This window comes from Rhodococcus sp. DT1 (genome assembly GCF_049844875.1).
In the GTDB taxonomy this organism is placed as follows: Bacteria; Actinomycetota; Actinomycetes; order Mycobacteriales; family Mycobacteriaceae; genus Rhodococcus.
This window is the reverse complement of sequence record NZ_JBNCLW010000003.1, coordinates 400,188-416,322: the sequence shown is the minus strand read 5'-3', so window position 1 is coordinate 416,322 and position 16,135 is coordinate 400,188. Positions and strand designations below refer to the sequence as shown.

General features: G+C 65.4%; 15 protein-coding genes. 10 read left to right on the top strand and 5 right to left on the bottom strand.

Going from position 1 to position 16,135, the window contains the following annotated elements:
* Nucleotides 1-19 precede the first annotated feature (19 nt).
* On the bottom strand, nt 20-1,861 hold the full coding sequence (locus ACLQ3J_RS09670; protein WP_425902977.1) for a TerD family protein: 1,842 nt from the start codon (nt 1,859-1,861) through the stop codon (nt 20-22).
* A gap of 159 nt (nt 1,862-2,020) precedes the next feature.
* On the bottom strand, nt 2,021-3,073 hold the full coding sequence (locus ACLQ3J_RS09665; RefSeq protein ID WP_425902976.1) for a zinc-dependent alcohol dehydrogenase family protein: 1,053 nt from the start codon (nt 3,071-3,073) through the stop codon (nt 2,021-2,023).
* Nucleotides 3,074-3,570: 497 nt separating this feature from the next.
* Between ACLQ3J_RS09665 and ACLQ3J_RS09660 the strand changes: the two genes are divergently transcribed.
* The 3 genes from ACLQ3J_RS09660 to ACLQ3J_RS09650 all read left to right on the top strand — a co-directional run bounded on the left by ACLQ3J_RS09660 (nt 3,571) and on the right by ACLQ3J_RS09650 (nt 6,274).
* Nucleotides 3,571-5,232 (top strand): alpha/beta hydrolase, encoded by a 1,662-nt coding sequence (locus tag ACLQ3J_RS09660; RefSeq protein WP_425902975.1) that lies wholly within the window; start codon nt 3,571-3,573, stop codon nt 5,230-5,232.
* Between the two features lie 84 nt (nt 5,233-5,316).
* Complete coding sequence (locus tag ACLQ3J_RS09655) at nt 5,317-5,919, top strand: DUF3558 domain-containing protein (protein WP_169622701.1); 603 nt, start codon at nt 5,317-5,319, stop codon at nt 5,917-5,919.
* 25 nt (nt 5,920-5,944) lie between these two features.
* Nucleotides 5,945-6,274, top strand: coding sequence for a hypothetical protein (locus tag ACLQ3J_RS09650; RefSeq protein WP_425902973.1), 330 nt, complete (start codon nt 5,945-5,947; stop codon nt 6,272-6,274).
* Nucleotides 6,275-6,360: 86 nt separating this feature from the next.
* On the opposite strand, the gene ACLQ3J_RS09645 is transcribed toward ACLQ3J_RS09650, so the two are convergent.
* Nucleotides 6,361-7,536 carry an oxygenase MpaB family protein gene (locus ACLQ3J_RS09645; protein ID WP_425902972.1) on the bottom strand — a complete coding sequence of 392 codons (1,176 nt, stop codon included), beginning with the start codon at nt 7,534-7,536 and terminating at the stop codon, nt 6,361-6,363.
* Nucleotides 7,537-7,657: 121 nt separating this feature from the next.
* Between ACLQ3J_RS09645 and ACLQ3J_RS09640 the strand changes: the two genes are divergently transcribed.
* Nucleotides 7,658-8,215, top strand: a complete 558-nt coding sequence (locus ACLQ3J_RS09640) for a TetR/AcrR family transcriptional regulator (protein WP_425902970.1) — start codon at nt 7,658-7,660, stop codon at nt 8,213-8,215.
* 4 nt (nt 8,216-8,219) lie between these two features.
* Here the strand turns inward: ACLQ3J_RS09640 and ACLQ3J_RS09635 are convergent, their stop codons facing one another.
* Nucleotides 8,220-8,846, bottom strand: a complete 627-nt coding sequence (locus tag ACLQ3J_RS09635) for an endonuclease (RefSeq protein ID WP_240952689.1) — start codon at nt 8,844-8,846, stop codon at nt 8,220-8,222.
* Nucleotides 8,847-8,957: 111 nt separating this feature from the next.
* Between ACLQ3J_RS09635 and ACLQ3J_RS09630 the strand changes: the two genes are divergently transcribed.
* The 6 genes from ACLQ3J_RS09630 to ACLQ3J_RS09605 all read left to right on the top strand — a co-directional run bounded on the left by ACLQ3J_RS09630 (nt 8,958) and on the right by ACLQ3J_RS09605 (nt 14,574).
* Complete coding sequence (locus ACLQ3J_RS09630; protein ID WP_425902968.1) at nt 8,958-11,201, top strand: glycoside hydrolase family 3 C-terminal domain-containing protein; 2,244 nt, start codon at nt 8,958-8,960, stop codon at nt 11,199-11,201.
* Nucleotides 11,202-11,361: 160 nt separating this feature from the next.
* Complete coding sequence (locus ACLQ3J_RS09625) at nt 11,362-11,955, top strand: DUF3558 domain-containing protein (RefSeq protein ID WP_425902967.1); 594 nt, start codon at nt 11,362-11,364, stop codon at nt 11,953-11,955.
* Between the two features lie 18 nt (nt 11,956-11,973).
* The gene (locus ACLQ3J_RS09620; protein ID WP_425902965.1) at nt 11,974-12,303 is read left to right on the top strand and encodes a hypothetical protein; all 330 of its coding nucleotides are present in this window, start codon (nt 11,974-11,976) and stop codon (nt 12,301-12,303) included.
* Nucleotides 12,304-12,361: 58 nt separating this feature from the next.
* Nucleotides 12,362-13,132 (top strand): hypothetical protein, encoded by a 771-nt coding sequence (locus tag ACLQ3J_RS09615; RefSeq protein WP_425902963.1) that lies wholly within the window; start codon nt 12,362-12,364, stop codon nt 13,130-13,132.
* Nucleotides 13,133-13,234: 102 nt separating this feature from the next.
* The gene (locus ACLQ3J_RS09610; protein WP_425902962.1) at nt 13,235-14,146 is read left to right on the top strand and encodes a hypothetical protein; all 912 of its coding nucleotides are present in this window, start codon (nt 13,235-13,237) and stop codon (nt 14,144-14,146) included.
* Between the two features lie 74 nt (nt 14,147-14,220).
* The gene (locus tag ACLQ3J_RS09605; RefSeq protein WP_425902961.1) at nt 14,221-14,574 is read left to right on the top strand and encodes an antibiotic biosynthesis monooxygenase family protein; all 354 of its coding nucleotides are present in this window, start codon (nt 14,221-14,223) and stop codon (nt 14,572-14,574) included.
* A gap of 73 nt (nt 14,575-14,647) precedes the next feature.
* Here ACLQ3J_RS09605 and ACLQ3J_RS09600 read toward each other — a convergent pair whose 3' ends face one another.
* Nucleotides 14,648-16,135, bottom strand: a complete 1,488-nt coding sequence (locus tag ACLQ3J_RS09600; RefSeq protein WP_425902960.1) for a sodium:solute symporter family protein — start codon at nt 16,133-16,135, stop codon at nt 14,648-14,650.

Sequence of the window (16,135 nt, the reverse complement as noted above, 5' to 3'; positions counted from 1 at the left end):
CGGCAGTACCCGTGACCGTTCAGGCATCGACGTCGACCCCGTACCGCACCGCAAGGGCCGCAAGGCCGTCGTCGTAGCCCTGCCCCACCGCCCGCAGACGCCACTTGCCTGCCCGGCGGTAGATCTCGGTGAGCACCATCGTGCGTTCGGTGGTCCCGGCGTCGAGAACGAAGGTCGCGGCAGTGCCGTCGTCGCTGTCGACGCTGACGGAGACGGCGCCGAGGTCACCGAAGGTACGGTCGCCGTCGATAGCCGCCGCGATGGCGATGCGCTCGCACTCGGCGGGCAGCGACGCGAGGTCGACGCGGACGCACTGCTCACTGCTGCCGTCGATGGTCAGTTCCACCACCCCGTTGTCGAACACGGGGTTGTTGTAGAAGACGAAATCGTCATCGGTGTCGACTTTTTCGTCCGAACCGAGCAGGAATGCGACGATGTCGATGTCGAACTCGTCGTCGACAGCTTCGGCTTTCCACGCGATGTTCACCGACCAGGACGTGATCTTCGCGGGCAGGTCGGTCACCTCGCCGAGCGACAGCACCGGCGCCGTCATTCGGGCTTCGGTCCGCATGTGCGGTGGGATCACACCCTTCTCCACCGCGGCGTTGACGTCGTCGGGGGTGAGGACGGGCAGCGCGCGTTGCAGCACCCGGGGCATCCGCTTGTCGCTTTCGCCGCCGCCGAGGACCAGCGCGTCGGTGACCGCGGCCGTGAAGTTGAGGGCGGGCCTGGCACCGAGTTGCGCGATGCGTGACCGCATCATCACCGCTTCGAGATGGGTTCCGCCCAGCAACAGTACTTTTCGGCCCGACCACAACTTGGGCTTGTGGCCCTGCAGCGCCCAGCCCTGTGCCGGCGCCGTGCCGTCGGGGGCGGGGGCGGTGACGACCTGCGGAGTCTCCACCGGGATCTGTGCCTGCGGCACGACATCGATGACGGTGGCGACCTTGGGCTCGCCGGGAGCGACCCGGGTGAGAAGGTCGTCGAGGTGTCGCTCGCTGATGACGGGAATGCTTTCGGCCATCGCCTTGCGCACCTTGGCGGTCTGCACGACGGGGTCGTTGCACACCAGCACACTGGTCTGCCGGCTCGCCTGGTTGAGGACGTCGAGCCCTGCTTCGGTGAGGCGCTCGGCGAGTGCCGTCCGCGGCGTGGCGGTCGACCCGCTGATCACGACCTTCATACCCTGCACGAGACCGGTGTCCGTGAGCTTGCCCGGGTTCTTCCACCGGCAGGGAACCCGGGTCACCGATGCCGGGTACACCGACTTGCTGCTCCGACAGTTCACGACGGGCAGCGGAAGTTGCAGTGTCTGTGCCATTCCGGCGCTGCGCAGGAAGATTTCGGTCAGCACACGAGCGTCGTCGTACGCGTCGTGTGCCTGGAGTTGCTGAATCTGCCAGTGCTCCGCGAGCGTCGCGAGCCGGTAGTTGGGAAGGTCCAGGTCGAGGCGGCGCGACAACGCGAGCGTGCACAACCGCTGCTGCACCGGAAGTGTCCTTCCCGCCCGCCGGAACTCGGCGTCGAGAAAGCCGTAGTCGAACGACGCGTTGTGGGCGACGACGGTGCCGCCGTCGAGAATGTCTGCCAGTTCCGAGGCGATGTCTTCGAAGCGCGGCGCTCCCGCGAGCCGCTCGCGGGTGAGGTTGTGGATGTGCACCGGCCCGGGGTCGCAACCGGGGTCGACGAGCGACGAGAACTCCCGCTCGACCGAACCGTCCTCGCGCAACGCGAGCGCGGCGACGCTGAGCACGCGGTGGGCGTTTGCACGCACACCCGAGGTCTCGACATCGACCACCACCCAGCGATGCCCTCGGGGCAGCGTGACGGTTCCACTTGCCGGCGCACGAAGATCGATCACGTCTACCCCTCCGGATGTCCTCCCGGCCGAGCTGAAACTCGGTCCGATCGGACATTCTTACCGGAGGATCAGGCGCCTGAAAACTCGCCCCCGCACTTCTGCCGGCGCTGTAACGCCGTCGCTCATCCCGTCGATATGTGTGGTTCCACCGACCACCACTCAGGTCGAAGAATGGGCCGTGAGCAGCACTTTCAGCGCACCCGTCTCCCCTGCCCGGCCGAATACGTCATATGCCTCTTCGAAGTCGTCGAGGTTGAACCTGTGGGTGATCATGGGCGACGTGTCGAGCCGTCCACTCTCCACGAGCCCGATGAGCGTCGGAGTGGAATACGTGTCGACGAGGCCCGTCGTGATGGTCAGATCCTTGATCCAGATGTCTTCGAGATGCAGTGTCGCGGGAGAACCGTGGACGCCGAGGTTCGCGACGTGTCCGCCCGGCCGGACAAGCGCCACCGCCTGCTCGAACGTCTGCGGCACGCCGACCGCTTCCATCGTGACGTCGGCTCCGAGCCCACCGGTGAGGTCCCGCACGATCGCCGCAACATCGTCGCGTCCACCGTTCAGAGCGATGTCCGCCCCGAAGGATCTCGCGGCTTCCAGGCGACTGTCGGCGAGGTCGACGGCCACGATATGGCTGGGACTGAACAACTTGGTGCCCAGGATCGCGGCGAGACCGATCGGCCCGGCGCCGATGATGACCACCACGTCGGCCGGACGCACACACCCGTTGAGTACTCCCACCTCGTACGACGTGGGCAGGATGTCGGCGAGCATGAGCATCTGCTCGTCACTGACCCCCTCGGGGATCTTGTAGGTCGAGTTGTCCGCGAACGGAACTCGCACCAGTTCGGCCTGGGTTCCGTCGATCAGATGTCCGAGAATCCAGCCGCCTCCGTTGAGACATTGGCCGTACCGCGCCTCGCGGCAGTATCGGCATCGGCCGCAGGCGGAGACGCACGAGACCAGTACGCGGTCACCGGCCATGAGATTGCGAACGCCGGAGCCGACTTCGACGACAGTGCCCACGGCTTCGTGACCGAGAATTCGTCCGTCCGTCACCGCCGGAACGTCACCACCGAGAATGTGCAGATCGGTGCCGCAGATCGTCACCGCGTCGACGCGCACGATCGCGTCGGTCGGTTCGGTGATCGTGGGGTCGGGCACGTCTTCCCACGCGCGTTGTCCCGGACCATGAAATACCAGTGCTTTCATCCTCGGCCTCCCGCCGATCGATGGCGATTCACTCTCCAGAATGACACCGGCCGGGACGTCTCCGGGGCATATCCGGGCTTTCGGACGCCGCGACCGCACGCATGCCGATCACGCCGAATCCGGTCCGGAGCAACCGATATGCCGCTTCCGTCCGCATCGAGACGCAGCGACCCGGTGCGGACGAGATCAGTCCTCATCGCCGCGCGGAACTGTGCCGGGACGCGCCTTCCGGAAACCGTCGCTGTCGATCGGAATTCCATGGCCTCTTCTCCCGAGAATTACCCCCTCATTCTGCTAGTTTTCGTCGCACGGCATCGAATTCCGTCCCCTCGACGTGGCTCCGGCGCAAAAGTCGAAACGGAATGGACGAACTACAGCCCGCCGGCAGAACGTCCTACGACGAAAGCGACCCGCCCGTGACGACGACGACCGACACCACTCCGGCCCCCGCGCCTCATGAACGCGTCTCCCTTCCCATGCGAATGCGGCATGGAATCATGAAGTGGCTCAGTCGGTTCAGCTTCCTCGGGCTGGTGGTGGCGTTGCTATTCTATTGCTGGTCGCTCACGCCCTCGCTACTTCCGCGTGCGTGGTATCTGCAGGGGGTCGCCACCGGAATCAGCATCGTGACGGGCTACGGGATCGGCGTCCTGGTGGCATGGGGGATACGCAAATGCGGATTCGACGTCCGAGTGCCACCGAAAGCCGCAAAGGTCCTCTGGATACTGCTCGCGTTGGTCGCGATCGTGGTGGTGCCGACGTTCCTCGCGCTCGGGTCGCGCTGGCAGAACATCAGCCGCGAACTCGTGGGCATCGAGAGCGGAAGCAACTGGGACTATCCCGGCGTGCTGGCCGTAGCCCTGTTCCTCTCGCTGATCCTCCTTCTCATAGGGCGAGGTCTGCGTCGTGTCGCGCAGTTCATCACTCGGCAGGTCGTGCGGATTCTGCCGGTGCCCGTCGCGCGGGCAGTGAGTGTCGTGGTGGTGGGAGCCGTCGTATTTCTTGCGCTCGAGGGCCTGCTCGCGGCCGGGATCACGCGTATCGCCGACGGGTCGGCGAAGGTGGTCGACGAGGGCACCGCAGCCGGTGTCGTGCAACCGCAGTCGCCCGACCGGTCCGGATCCGACGCGTCGGAACAACCGTGGGACTCGCTCGGACGCGAAGGCCGGACGTTCGTCGCCGGCGGACCGACACCGGAGGAGATCGGTGCGGTCACCGGTAGGCCGGCCATGATGCCGATCCGGGTCTACGCGGGTTACCGCTCGATCGAGAACGCCGGAGGACAGTCCGAACCCGAAGAGATGGACACCCTGGCTTCACGTGTGGTGGCGGAACTCGACCGCACGAACGCATTCGATCGGGAGTATCTGGCCGTCGCCACCACGACGGGACGTGGATGGGTCAACGAAGACGTCGCGTCCAGCCTCGAATACCTCGCGGACGGGAACTCGGCGATCGCCGCGATGCAGTACTCCTTTCTGGCGAGTCCGCTGGCGTTCCTCGCCGACCGGGTTTCCCCACGCAACGCCGGACGCGCACTGTTCGAAGCCGTGTACGACCGCTGGAGCGACCTGGACCCGAACACACGGCCGAAGCTTCTGGTCTTCGGTGAATCCCTGGGGTCGTACGGCGGCCAGTCGGCGTTCTCCGGGGCACAGGACATGATCACCCGCACCGACGGCGCCCTGTGGGTGGGCACCCCCAATTTCACCGAGCAGTGGCGCAGGATCACCGACTCGCGCGATCCGGGCAGTCGCGAGATCCTGCCCGTCGTCTACGGCGGTCAGAATGTGCGCTTTGCCGCCACACCTGCAGATCTCACCGACCTCCCCGGACTGCGCCAATGGGAGATCCCCCGCATCGTGTACTGGCAGCACCCGAGCGACCCGATCGTCTGGTGGTCCGCCGACCTGATCCTGAACCGCCCCGATTGGCTCCGGGAAGAGCGCGGCGCCGATGTCGACAAGAGCATGTCGTGGATCCCGTTCGTGACGTTCTGGCAGGTGACCCTGGACATGGTGTTCGCCGCTGACGTACCCAGTGGCCACGGCCATGACTACGGCACCGAAGCAGCGTATTTCTGGGCGGACATCCTGGGAATCGAGGACCAGGCATTCACTCAGCGCGTCTTCGATGCCCTCTCCACGGGAACAGGCTGAGGGCACGGACTCCGCCGAAGTTCGTTCCGCTCCGCCGAACCGGGTGTGCTAGCGTCTGGCGCCAACTGCGGATCCGGGGGGCTCATGAGCAGGCGGGGTTTGGCGACGTGTTCTCTCGTGGCCGCAATAGCTGTCACGACAGGATGCGGGTCTCCACCACCCCCCGACGAACTTGCTCGAGCCGAGACGGTTGTCGAGACGTCGGAAGTGCGCACACCGCGCGTCGTCGACGACTCCGGACGTCCTCCCGTCACCTTCGATCCCTGCCTCGACCTCCCCGACGATGTGATGACGGAGGCCGGCTACAACGCGGCGCACAAAGAGTTTTCGGATATGCCGATGGGGTCGTACACGTTCCTGGGCTGCACTTATCGGGATCCCACTGTCGTTCCCGGAGTTCGCCGCGGATACAGCCTTCTCGTGCTGGCAGGCAACGTCACACTCGAAGAAGAACTACAAAAGAACGGTCACGTTGCTACCGAGACCATGATCAACGACCGCCCCGCCCTCCTCGAGATCGATCCCGCCACTGGCGGGACCTGCAGGTTCGTTCTCCGAACGGCTTTCGGCATGGTTATCTTCAGCAGGATTTACCACAAGGACCACCCTGGCCCCGTGCCGCAACGCGAATGGTGCGAGGGACTGGAAGCGCTCGTAACGGCGCTCGAACCATCTATCACGAGCTGAGCCGAAACCGCTTGGGAGGAAACCTGTGTCAGCCTTCGTTCGACTCGAACCCCATGTGATCGACGAACTAGTCACCATCTGTAACACCATGCTTGCCGAGCTGCACAAGGTCGGGGAAGCAACTGAGAGGCTTTCCGCAACGCACGGTTTCGGCGACCTCGAATCCGCCCGGCAACTCGCCGCCGGTTACAGCCGCAAAGGCGCGGGCACACCCGAATCGGCCTACGAACGGATCGAGCAATTCATCGACACACTGACCCAGCTCCGCGACGCGTTCGCGTCGGGAGGCGAGGACTTCCTCGACACGCAATTCGACTGGGCACGCGCACTCGACACCGCGGACAGGGACGTGTAGATCCTGATCTGCGCGTCGAACGGAGATCCGCTCACGATATTCGCCGCGCAAATCTCCATTCGGCGCGCATTTCCTCTTTCGGATGGTCAATGGGGAGCGGCGTCCACCAGGTCGTGGGCGACGCCGTAGTCCACGCGCATACGGTCCATCGCTGCGTCCCGAACCTTGTACGCCCGCGAGGTGGTCCGAGCCTTGTCCGGGTAGCGCCGCTCCTGGATCCGGTTGACGAGGGCGAGCGCTGGGCCGGCCCGGCGCACCACGTGCTTGAGCGGGCTGTCCGGGATCCCCAGCGCATCGGCCTCCGCGTCACCTACGAAGACACGCTGCAGGCTGTGCATCAGCGTGCGAGCGAGAGATGTTCGCACACGGTCGTTTCCGGGCAGGAGGTTCGCGAGTTCCGGGACGAGATAGTCGTCGGTGAGTGCGGCCACGAAATCTCGGTCGTCCTGGCTCGGTCCCGGAGAAGTCAACCGATACAACTCCTCGACGAGCACGTGATCGGCTTCTTTACACAGGTTGAGTTCGTCGCTCATGCCGATCACATGCCCGACGTAGCGCCACAGGTGGTAGATGTCGTCGAGTTCCGTGCGGGTGAAACGCACGCCGAGCGTCTGCATCGCTTCGACACAGATGTGCCCGAATTCGGCGATGGTGAACGCCATATAGGGCTGAGGGATCGGCACACCCCATGCGTCCTCGTCCCACAGTCCGCTCGCGACGATGCCCCGGCGCACGTGTGCGTGGATGATGCGCACCCGGACGGTGAATGCGAAACCTTCTCCGTTGCGGCGCATTCCGTCTCGCGCGATCACATGCCGCAGCCACTCCCCCACCTCGACGGAGCGCACCGCCGGCTGGCTCACGTAGCGACCGGTCAGCGCGAGAGGCTTCCCGGCGATCTCACTGGCGGCACCCCGAAGCAGCGACGCCGCCCCGAGCACCATGCCCATCACGGGGGTGTGGCGGATGAGGGCATCGGCAGCGTGGTCCAGGCGGTCGTGGTCGAGCCACTCGGGTTCGTCGTCGAGGCGTGTGAACAGCGCTCGTAGCGACTCGGGAGCGTTCGGGACAGCGTGGATACCGTCTGCCAACGCCCTGCGTACTTCGGCTGTGGCCGAGGAGGAACCGAAATCGTCGGCGACGACCGCGTCGACCAGTGGGTCGGCCTGCCACATCCCGTCCAGCCACCTGCTTCCGAGGTCGCCGTAGCGACGCACGGCGAGATCTGCGTTGACAAGTTCGCGCGGAATGCGTCGATTCATACATTCCATGCAAACACGAGAAATCCTCACTTACTATTCATTTCTTGTGACCAGCACACCGAACGGCAATTCGGCCGGTAGAGGGGTACGAACATCCCCGACTCAGCGCCGTGCCAGAGAGATGCGTACGCACCTTCTCACGTCCACGCACGAGCTTCTCGGTAGCCGGCCCGGGGCACGCGTGAGTACGACGGCTCTCGCCGAACACGCCCACGTGAGCATCGGCACCGTCTACCGCTACTTCCCGGACATGGACGCCATCATCGACGAACTGAGGATGACGGCCGTCCACAACATCACCACGGCGCTGTCGACGGCAATCGCCCGCGCGATGGACCAGGCGTCTCTCGACGCTATGGTCACGGTCGTGGAGGGGCTCACCTCGGCATTCGAGAAGCACGCCCCGGTCCTGCGAGTGTCCTACACCTCGAACGAGGCCGAGTTCGGCTTCGCCTGGGCCGACATCGAGGCCCCCCTCCGCCCCTTGGCGCGCATCATTCCCACACGCCTGCGCCCCGATCTCGACGACGACGCACTCGACGACCTGGTCTTCATCGTCATGGGTGCCACCGCGAGTCTGTGCTCCCGGATCGCCCTGCTCCGGCCCCCGGATGCCGACCGGACGAAGCTGATCTCGGTAGCGGCGAAGATGCTCCTGGCGGCAGTCGAAGGTGCGTGACCGATCAGCCGCGCACATCCTCGAGTAGGTCGTCGTCCAGCGAGACGCGTACGAGCGCCGCGGCAAGCGGAGCGAACCGGCCGTCGGGCGCGTGCTTCTCCAATTTCTCCGACTCTGCGGGCACACCGAGCGCTTCGGCGCCTTGCCGGGCACGCTTGTCGAGGTAGGGCCGGAGCCAGGTCCACACGTCCTGGACTTCGCGCAGGAAGATTTCCGCTCCCACAGGTCCGATTCCGTCGAATTCCTCCAGCAGACGGGCCGCTGCCGCAGCGTCACCGTCAGCACGCTGTGCCAGTTTTCTCAGATCGCCCTGGTACTCGGATTCGACTCGTTCGCCCATCTCGCGCAACCGAGTGGCAGTGCTCTCGTCGTACCGAACGTAGTGACCGCGTCCGAGCGCAGCAATCACGTCCGGACGTGGCGCCTTCGCCATTGCCTCCGGGGTACGCCATCCTGCCTGAAACAGTTCTTTCGCCGCAGCGACGGCGATATCCGCCGATATTCGCGTACTCGACAGCAACGCGAGGACGAGAAGCTCGAACAAGGGCTTCGGGGTGTCTTTCAGTGTGATGCCCGCATCCTCCGCGTACGTTCGTCCGGCGCGATCGAGCAGTTTTGTCACGGTGTCCATCGACATCCTCCTGGAAGCGGCTGGTTCTGTCGTGGTACCCGAATTCCCGACCCGCACACTCACCCACTTCGACGGGGATACGCTGCGGCGAAGTCCCGCCGAAGGAGCCCGATGACCGAGGACGCACCCAACCGCTCCCCCGCCGGCATCGTCGGCGGAGCAACCCTCGAAGAGAAGGCGGGCTTGACCAGCGGGCTGAACTTCTGGTTCACCAAACCGCTTACCCGGTTGGGCATTCCGTCGATCATGCTGACAGACGGGCCGCACGGCGTCCGCAAGCAGTCCGAGGGCGGCGACCATCTCGGGCTCGCCGACTCGATACCGGCGACCTGCTTTCCCCCCGCCGTCGCGCTCGGTTGCTCGTTCGACGCGGCCCTTCTGGAACGCGTCGGCGTTGCGCTCGGCTCGGAAGCCCGCGCCGAGCAGGTCGGTGTCCTCCTCGGTCCGGGGATCAACATCAAGCGTTCGCCGCTGTGCGGACGGAACTTCGAATATTTGTCGGAGGATCCGTTGCTCGCCGGCATCCTCGGCACCTCGCTGGTTCGGGGCATCCAGTCGCAGGGTGTCGGTGCGTCCCTGAAGCACTTCGCGGCGAACAACCAGGAAACCGACCGGATGCGTGTGTCGGCGGACGTCGACCCGCGACCTTTACGGGAGATCTACCTGCGCGCTTTCCAGCGCGTCGTCGAGGATGCACGTCCCTGGACGGTGATGTGCTCGTACAACCGCATCAACGGGGTCTACTCGTCGCAGAATCCGTGGCTGCTCACCGGCGTGCTGCGAGGTGAGTGGGGATTCGACGGTCTTGTCGTCAGTGACTGGGGCGCCGTCGCCGATCGGGTCGCTGCGGTGGCAGCGGGCCTCGACCTCGAGATGCCGTCGAGCGGAGGTCGCACGGATCAGGAGATCGTCGACGCGGTGCGGTCGGGCGCGCTGGACGAAACGGTGCTCGACACGGCAGCAGCGCGGGTCGTCGACCTCGTCGGCCGCGTCGCCTCGCGCGCCGACGCCGACGCGACCTACAACGCCGACGACCACCATGCCCTCGCACGGGAAGCTGCGGCAGCGAGCGTCGTGCTCCTGCAGAACGAGCGCGCCCTGCTTCCACTCCCTCTCGACGTCGACGTCGCGGTGATCGGCGAACTCGCCCGCACTCCCAGGTATCAGGGAGCGGGATCGTCGCGGATCAATCCCACCCGGATCGACACACCGCTCGACGAGATCAACGCACTCGCGTCCGGGAATGTCGCTTTTGCCGCGGGGTACTTGCTCGACGGTACCGCCGACGACGCACTCCGCACGGCTGCCGTCGACGCCGCTGCCGGCGCCGAGGTGGCTGTTCTGTTCCTCGGACTCCCCTCCGAACTCGAATCGGAAGGCTTCGACCGCCCCGATCTCGAACTCCCGTCCGAGCAACGACGACTGCTCGACGACGTGGTTGCGGCGAACCCCGACACGGTGGTCGTCCTCTCCAACGGAGGTGTCGTGCGGGTCTCCGGCTTCGCGCACAAGGTGCCCGGGATCGTCGAAGGGTTTCTGCTCGGACAAGCGGGTGGCGGCGCGCTGGCCGACGTGCTGTTCGGCATAGTCAACCCGTCCGGGCGTCTCGCCGAAACGATCCCGGTCAGGCTCGAGGACACTCAGTCGTTCACGAACTTCCCGGGCGAGCACGGGCACGTCCGCTACGGGGAAGGATTGTTCGTCGGCTACCGCGGCTTCGATGCACGACGCCAAGATGTGTCGTTCCCGTTCGGACATGGCTTGTCGTACACGACCTTCGAGTACGGCGCCGCGGCCGTGACCGCTGGCGACGATCTGGCCGTGACCGTCACGGTGACCAACATCGGAGACCGCGCCGGGTCTGAAGTCGTGCAGGTGTACGTCTCGCTGCCGTCGTCCGCCGTGTCGCGGGCACCCCGCGAGTTGAAGGGATTTGCGAAGGTATTCCTCGAACCCGGCGAGTCGCGGGAGGTCCGAATCGCGGTTCGCCGATCGGACCTCGCATACTGGGACCCCCGTGTCGATGCGTGGGTGGTGGAGGGCGGCCTGTACACCGTGGAGGTCGGCGCGTCGAGCCGCGATATCCGGGTCACGGCGACTGCGGAAGTCGCCGGCGATGCCGTGAACGTGCCGTTGACGTTGGAGTCGTCGATCGGTGAAGTTCTGGCCAACCCTGCTGCCGCCGAAGCGCTCTCGACGATCTTCGTGGCGTCCGGAGACCGGCAGGCTCCGGCTCTCGATCCTGCGGTCCTCGCCATGGCAGCGTCGATGCCCATCGGCCGGATTCTCAGCTTCGGCGATTTCGGAATCGGCGAGGACGAGATTCAGCGCCTGCTCGATGCCGCCAACGGGTAATCCTGCGAATTTGCGCGGTGAATTGTTATCTGCCAACGCTATTGCGTGAGTAGATCCCGATTGAGCGCGCAGATCGCGGCGATACGGTTCTGCGTTCCCTGTGCTAGCGTCTGCGGCAATCAGCGGATCGGGGGGTCGCGTGGGTGGGTGGAGCTGTGTCGTGCGAGCGGTCGCATCGCTGGCTGTCGTGGTGACGGCGGTGGGATGCGCATCCGGCGCGGCGACGCCGAGCGAGCCGGAAGCTGTCGAAACCCCGACCTCGACGACGAGGACGCCGCGGGTCGTGGACGACTCGGGTCGCCCGCAGATCACGTTCGACCCGTGTCTGGATATCCCGGACGAACTGTTGCTCCAGGCCCGTTACGACACGCGGAGTAAGGAACCGACGGACTACCCAATGGGCACATATTCGTTCATTGGTTGCCGGTTCAAGGGCACACTCCATATTCCAGGGGTACTCCGACGGTATGGGCTCAACGTTCTGGCGGGCAACGTAACCCTCGAAGAAGAACTCGCCAAAGACCGACTCATTGCAACCGAAACAACCATCAATGGCCGGCGAGCGCTCTTGGAAGTCGACAACAACAACCAGAATTCCTGTTCGATCGCAGTGGAGACCGAGTTCGGCATTGTCATCTTCAGCCGCACGTACTATCCCGATCACACACGTGGCGTACCCAGAGAGCAATGGTGCAGCGGTCTCGATGACCTCGTGTTATGGATCGAACCGCTTCTCGACCTGCCTCACAGTTGACTCGGAAGGATCACATCCATGGCTGAGTTCGTCCGCCTCGACCCTGACGTCGTCGATGAGATTGTCGCTATCTGCAACACGATGCTCGATGAATTGACTTCTGCACAAGGCATCGTCGACGGTCTCGTCGAGACCCGCGGTTTCGGCGACCTCGAGTCCGCCCGACAACTCGCCGACGGTTACGCACGCAAGGCCGCCGGAACCCCGGAATCCGCACGCGAGCGCATCGACCAATTCATTGCCACCCTCACCGACCTGCGCGACGCTTTCGCTTCGGGAGGGGAAGCATTTCTCGAGGCCGAGTTCGACTGGGCACGACAACTCCGGGGGATGGAAACCGAGCTGTGATGATGCCGCCGCGTGTGTCGGACACGGAACATCGAGTGCCCGTGGCAGGCTCACGAGAATGCATCCGTACGACGAAGGATTCGAGCCTCCGAAGGCCTGTGCCGAGTGGTGCCGGGCACGGCCCTTCGACCTTCAGGTGCTCGACGACGGCGTGACGGTCGATCTGCAGTGGTGGAACGATCATCTCGAGGACGCGGGACACGAGATCAGGTTGCGCGGACGAAACCTCGACGGCCGCATCGTCACCACCGGCACTGCGGTGGTGCAGCGCAACGACCTTCGGTTGGGTAGCGATCTGATCGATGCCGACCACGAGGCTCTCGGCCTGTTGTTCCTGTGTGCGGCATGGCGCAGCGCGCATCCACGACGAAAAGCGGTGCGGCGGTTCCCCGACGTCCGCGACGTGCGCACCCCCGAAGGTCGCCACCCGTTCGCGAAGATCAAACGTGTCCTCGACTATTGCGCCAAGACGAAAGGACTCCCCGACACCTCTCGTCAGACCTGGTCGGGCTGGCCCGACACTCCGGGAGTGGGTGTGCCGTTGATGGCGACCTACCTGTGGGCGGTGGAGGCGCGCACGGACACCGTTCCCGCGCAGATGCTGGACCAGTACGGTGTCTCGACGCTCGTCCACGAGGGGTGGCTCGAGGACCCGTCGGTCGCAGACTTCACTGTGCGTCGCTATCACCGGTACGTCGAACTGCTCAACACGTGGGCCGGTCTCATGGCCACGCGACCGGAGCTGGTCGAGATGTGGCTCGTCGATCGGTGGCATGCGCGCGTCGTCGAAGCCCGGGACGGATCCCACGCGACTCCGCGCCTGTTCTGATCCGCGCGTACTTGTCCGCAGACACGGCGTTTGTCCACAAGGGCGCCGGTACGGTGCCTTCGAACGCCCGGACCCGTGACCTGATGGGGCACGATCCGCTGCATGGACGAGCCTGAAGTGCTGACGAGGACGTCGCTCACGGCGGCCGGGACGTCGGACAACGACATCCGACACGCGCTGCGCGCGGGCACACTCGTCCCGCTTGCCCGAGGCGTCTACCTGCGGCAGGCCGAGTGCCACGCGCTCGACGAGGCGGGGCGCCATCGCGTACACGCGCGCCACGTCGGTTCGCGTCTCGAGCCGGGTGAAGCGATCAGCCATGTGTCCGCGGCGGTTCTCCATCGTCTCGACATCTGGAAGGTGCCGCTGACCCGCGTGCACATCTCGCGTCCCGGGCGACACGGGCGAATCACGCCACACCTGCACGCGCACCGCACGAGGTTCGGTGACGACGATCTCGTGGATATCTGCGGAGTCGCCGTCACGTCGGTCGCCAGGACGGTCGTCGATCTCGCCCGCACGCTGCCGCGCGACCAGGCGGTGGCAACCGGAGACTCCGCTCTACGCCTTCACCCGAACACACGCCTGCAGTTGGCCCCGGTACTCGCGCGGGCACGACACCACACCGGTACGACTGCCGCGGCGTCGGTTCTGGATTTTCTGGACGGGAGAAGCGAGAGCGTCGGTGAATCGCTGTCGCGGATCCGTATGCGAGAGTCCGGGTTACCCGCACCGGATCTGCAACGCGAGGTGGTCGTGCGCGACGGACGACGGTACCGCCTCGACTTCTTCTGGGACGGCCTCGGCATCGTCGGCGAGTTCGACGGCAGCATCAAATACCGGGACCGTCGTGACCTCCTCGCCGAGAAACGTCGAGAAGACGCATTGCGCGACCTGGGACTGGAAGTAGTCCGCTGGAACTGGGCAGAGCTGGAGCGGTTCGAGGTGGTCGCGGGCCGGTTCGCACGCGCCGTCACCCGTGCACGCTCCCGGATTGCCGCAGCCGCGCGGTGAGTGGAGAGTTGCGCACGCTGTTCCGCGAGTCGATCCCCACTTACCGCGCAAATACCCCAGTTCACCTGCGGCGTATGATTCCCGGAGAAGTCCTGCCCGTCGAGAAAGGCCCCATCGTGTACGTCATCACCAACCGCATCGAGGTTCCCGCCGAGACGGCAGAGGCATTCGAGAAGGTCTTCGTCGACAGCATGCGCGAAACCCTCGACGGCGTTCCCGGCCTCAACCGCACGACTCTCCTCCGTCCGGCGGCCGACGGTCTCCCCTACCTGTCCACGATGGAGTTCGACTCCAAAGACGACTTCCTCGCCTGGCTGCGTTCCGATTCGTTCAAGGCCGCGCACTCCGACGATCAGGCACCGGGCATGCAGGCGCCGTCCGCCGTCGAGCAGCACACCCTGATCGAGGACATCGTCTTCGAGAAGTAGCAACACCCTCTTACACACGACGGCGCCCACCGGAGAATCTTTCCCGGTGGGCGCCGTCGTATCTGGGGTACGTCTACACCGCGACGGGCTGCCGCTCGGGAGCCACGACCGGCACGACCACCGGCGGCTGCGGCTTCGTCGCAGGCCGGGTGACCAGTGCAACCGTCACGTAGGCGACGAGCGCCACGATCGCCCCGAGGAAGGTTGTCCAGCCGTCGGCGGCTGCGGTGACGAGGTCGTTCGGGATGTAGAACAGGGTGTTGTCGACGCCGTAGATCGTCGGGGTGAGTACGAAGAAGCCGACGCGCACGCCGATGCCGCAGATCGCTGCCGCGGCGACGGCCCGGCCGTCACCCCGCTTCCAGAACAACCCGAGGATGAACGGCACCACGAGCGACGCCAGCAGCAGGTCGAAGGTCAGGGTGAGCAGGATGCCGGTCTGCGGAACGCGCAGGGCGACCAGCGCTCCGAACGCCGCCATGGGCAGCATGCACAGCCGGGTGGCCCGCATGACGTCCGAGGACATGGCGGCGTGTTCGCCGCCGACGCGGAAGAGATTGCGTACCAGCACCGTCGCGGTGGAGAGCAGGACGCCGCTGATGGTGGTGAGCGAGGCCGTCACGAGTCCGGACAGCACCAGGATCGACAGCCACTTCGGGGCGTACTCGCCGAGCAGCACGTACAGGATCGGGCCGTCCACGGCGCTGTCCCCGACGATGGAGATTGCCGCAAGTGCGACGAACGAGAGCGGTACGCAGAGGACGAGGATGCCGGTAGCCGCCGAGAAGCAGGCCCGCTGGGCGGCGTGCGGGCTCTTCGCCGAGAACACCCGCTGCATCAGGTCGATCGCGACGATGTTGCCGAGGCCGAGTGCGATCAGCGTTGCCCAATTGATCGCGGCACCCTGCGCCGGATCGCTGAGCTGCCCGAGACCGCCGATGCCGAGCCCCTCCGGAGCCGAGAATCCGGGACCGAACGCCACCCATCCCAGCAGGCAGACGATGCCGACCGCCATGACCGCGAACTGCACGACACCGGTGTAGACGCTTGCGAACATTCCGCCGGCCATCGTGTAAGCCAGAACGAACGGGATCAGAACCAGCACTGCGACGGTGTAGTCGAGCCCCACGAAGTATTCGAGAAGGTATCCGAGCGCGACGAGGTTGCCGGCGAGGAGGATGCCGAAGCTTCCGACCGTCAGGACGGAGGCGGTGATCTCGGTGCCGCGCCCGAAACGCTGCGCGAAGTACTCGGGCAGGGTCACGACACCGGTAGCCCTCAGCTTCTTCGCGAAGAACAGCCCGACGAGCAGCACGCTCAGCGCGACGCCCAGCGGCATCGCGGCACCGGCCCAGAACCCGAACCCGGCAGCAAGATCCGCGCTGCCCAGTGTCGCGTTGGAGTCGATGACCTGGGACATGAGCAGCACCGCGAGGATCGGCGCCCCGAGGGATCGTCCTGCCAGGAGGAAGTTCCCCGTATCGCCCCGGACCTTACGGGTGGAATAGAAGCCTGCGCCGAGAAGAACGACGAGGCATACGGCAACACCGGTGATGATCAT

Bases quoted from the DNA above. Each gene is read 5' to 3' on its own strand.
- ACLQ3J_RS09665 (WP_425902976.1), bottom strand. From the start codon at position 3,073: ATGAAAGCACTGGTATTTCATGGTCCGGGACAACGCGCGTGGGAAGAC.
- ACLQ3J_RS09660 (WP_425902975.1), top strand. From the start codon at position 3,571: ATGAAGTGGCTCAGTCGGTTCAGCTTCCTCGGGCTGGTGGTGGCGTTG.
- ACLQ3J_RS09655 (WP_169622701.1), top strand. From the start codon at position 5,317: ATGAGCAGGCGGGGTTTGGCGACGTGTTCTCTCGTGGCCGCAATAGCT.
- ACLQ3J_RS09645 (WP_425902972.1), bottom strand. From the start codon at position 7,536: ATGAATCGACGCATTCCGCGCGAACTTGTCAACGCAGATCTCGCCGTG.
- ACLQ3J_RS09640 (WP_425902970.1), top strand. From the start codon at position 7,658: ATGCGTACGCACCTTCTCACGTCCACGCACGAGCTTCTCGGTAGCCGG.
- ACLQ3J_RS09635 (WP_240952689.1), bottom strand. From the start codon at position 8,846: ATGGACACCGTGACAAAACTGCTCGATCGCGCCGGACGAACGTACGCG.
- ACLQ3J_RS09630 (WP_425902968.1), top strand. From the start codon at position 8,958: ATGACCGAGGACGCACCCAACCGCTCCCCCGCCGGCATCGTCGGCGGA.
- ACLQ3J_RS09620 (WP_425902965.1), top strand. From the start codon at position 11,974: ATGGCTGAGTTCGTCCGCCTCGACCCTGACGTCGTCGATGAGATTGTC.
- ACLQ3J_RS09615 (WP_425902963.1), top strand. From the start codon at position 12,362: ATGCATCCGTACGACGAAGGATTCGAGCCTCCGAAGGCCTGTGCCGAG.
- ACLQ3J_RS09610 (WP_425902962.1), top strand. From the start codon at position 13,235: ATGGACGAGCCTGAAGTGCTGACGAGGACGTCGCTCACGGCGGCCGGG.
- ACLQ3J_RS09605 (WP_425902961.1), top strand. From the start codon at position 14,221: ATGATTCCCGGAGAAGTCCTGCCCGTCGAGAAAGGCCCCATCGTGTAC.
- ACLQ3J_RS09600 (WP_425902960.1), bottom strand. From the start codon at position 16,135: ATGATCATCACCGGTGTTGCCGTATGCCTCGTCGTTCTTCTCGGCGCA.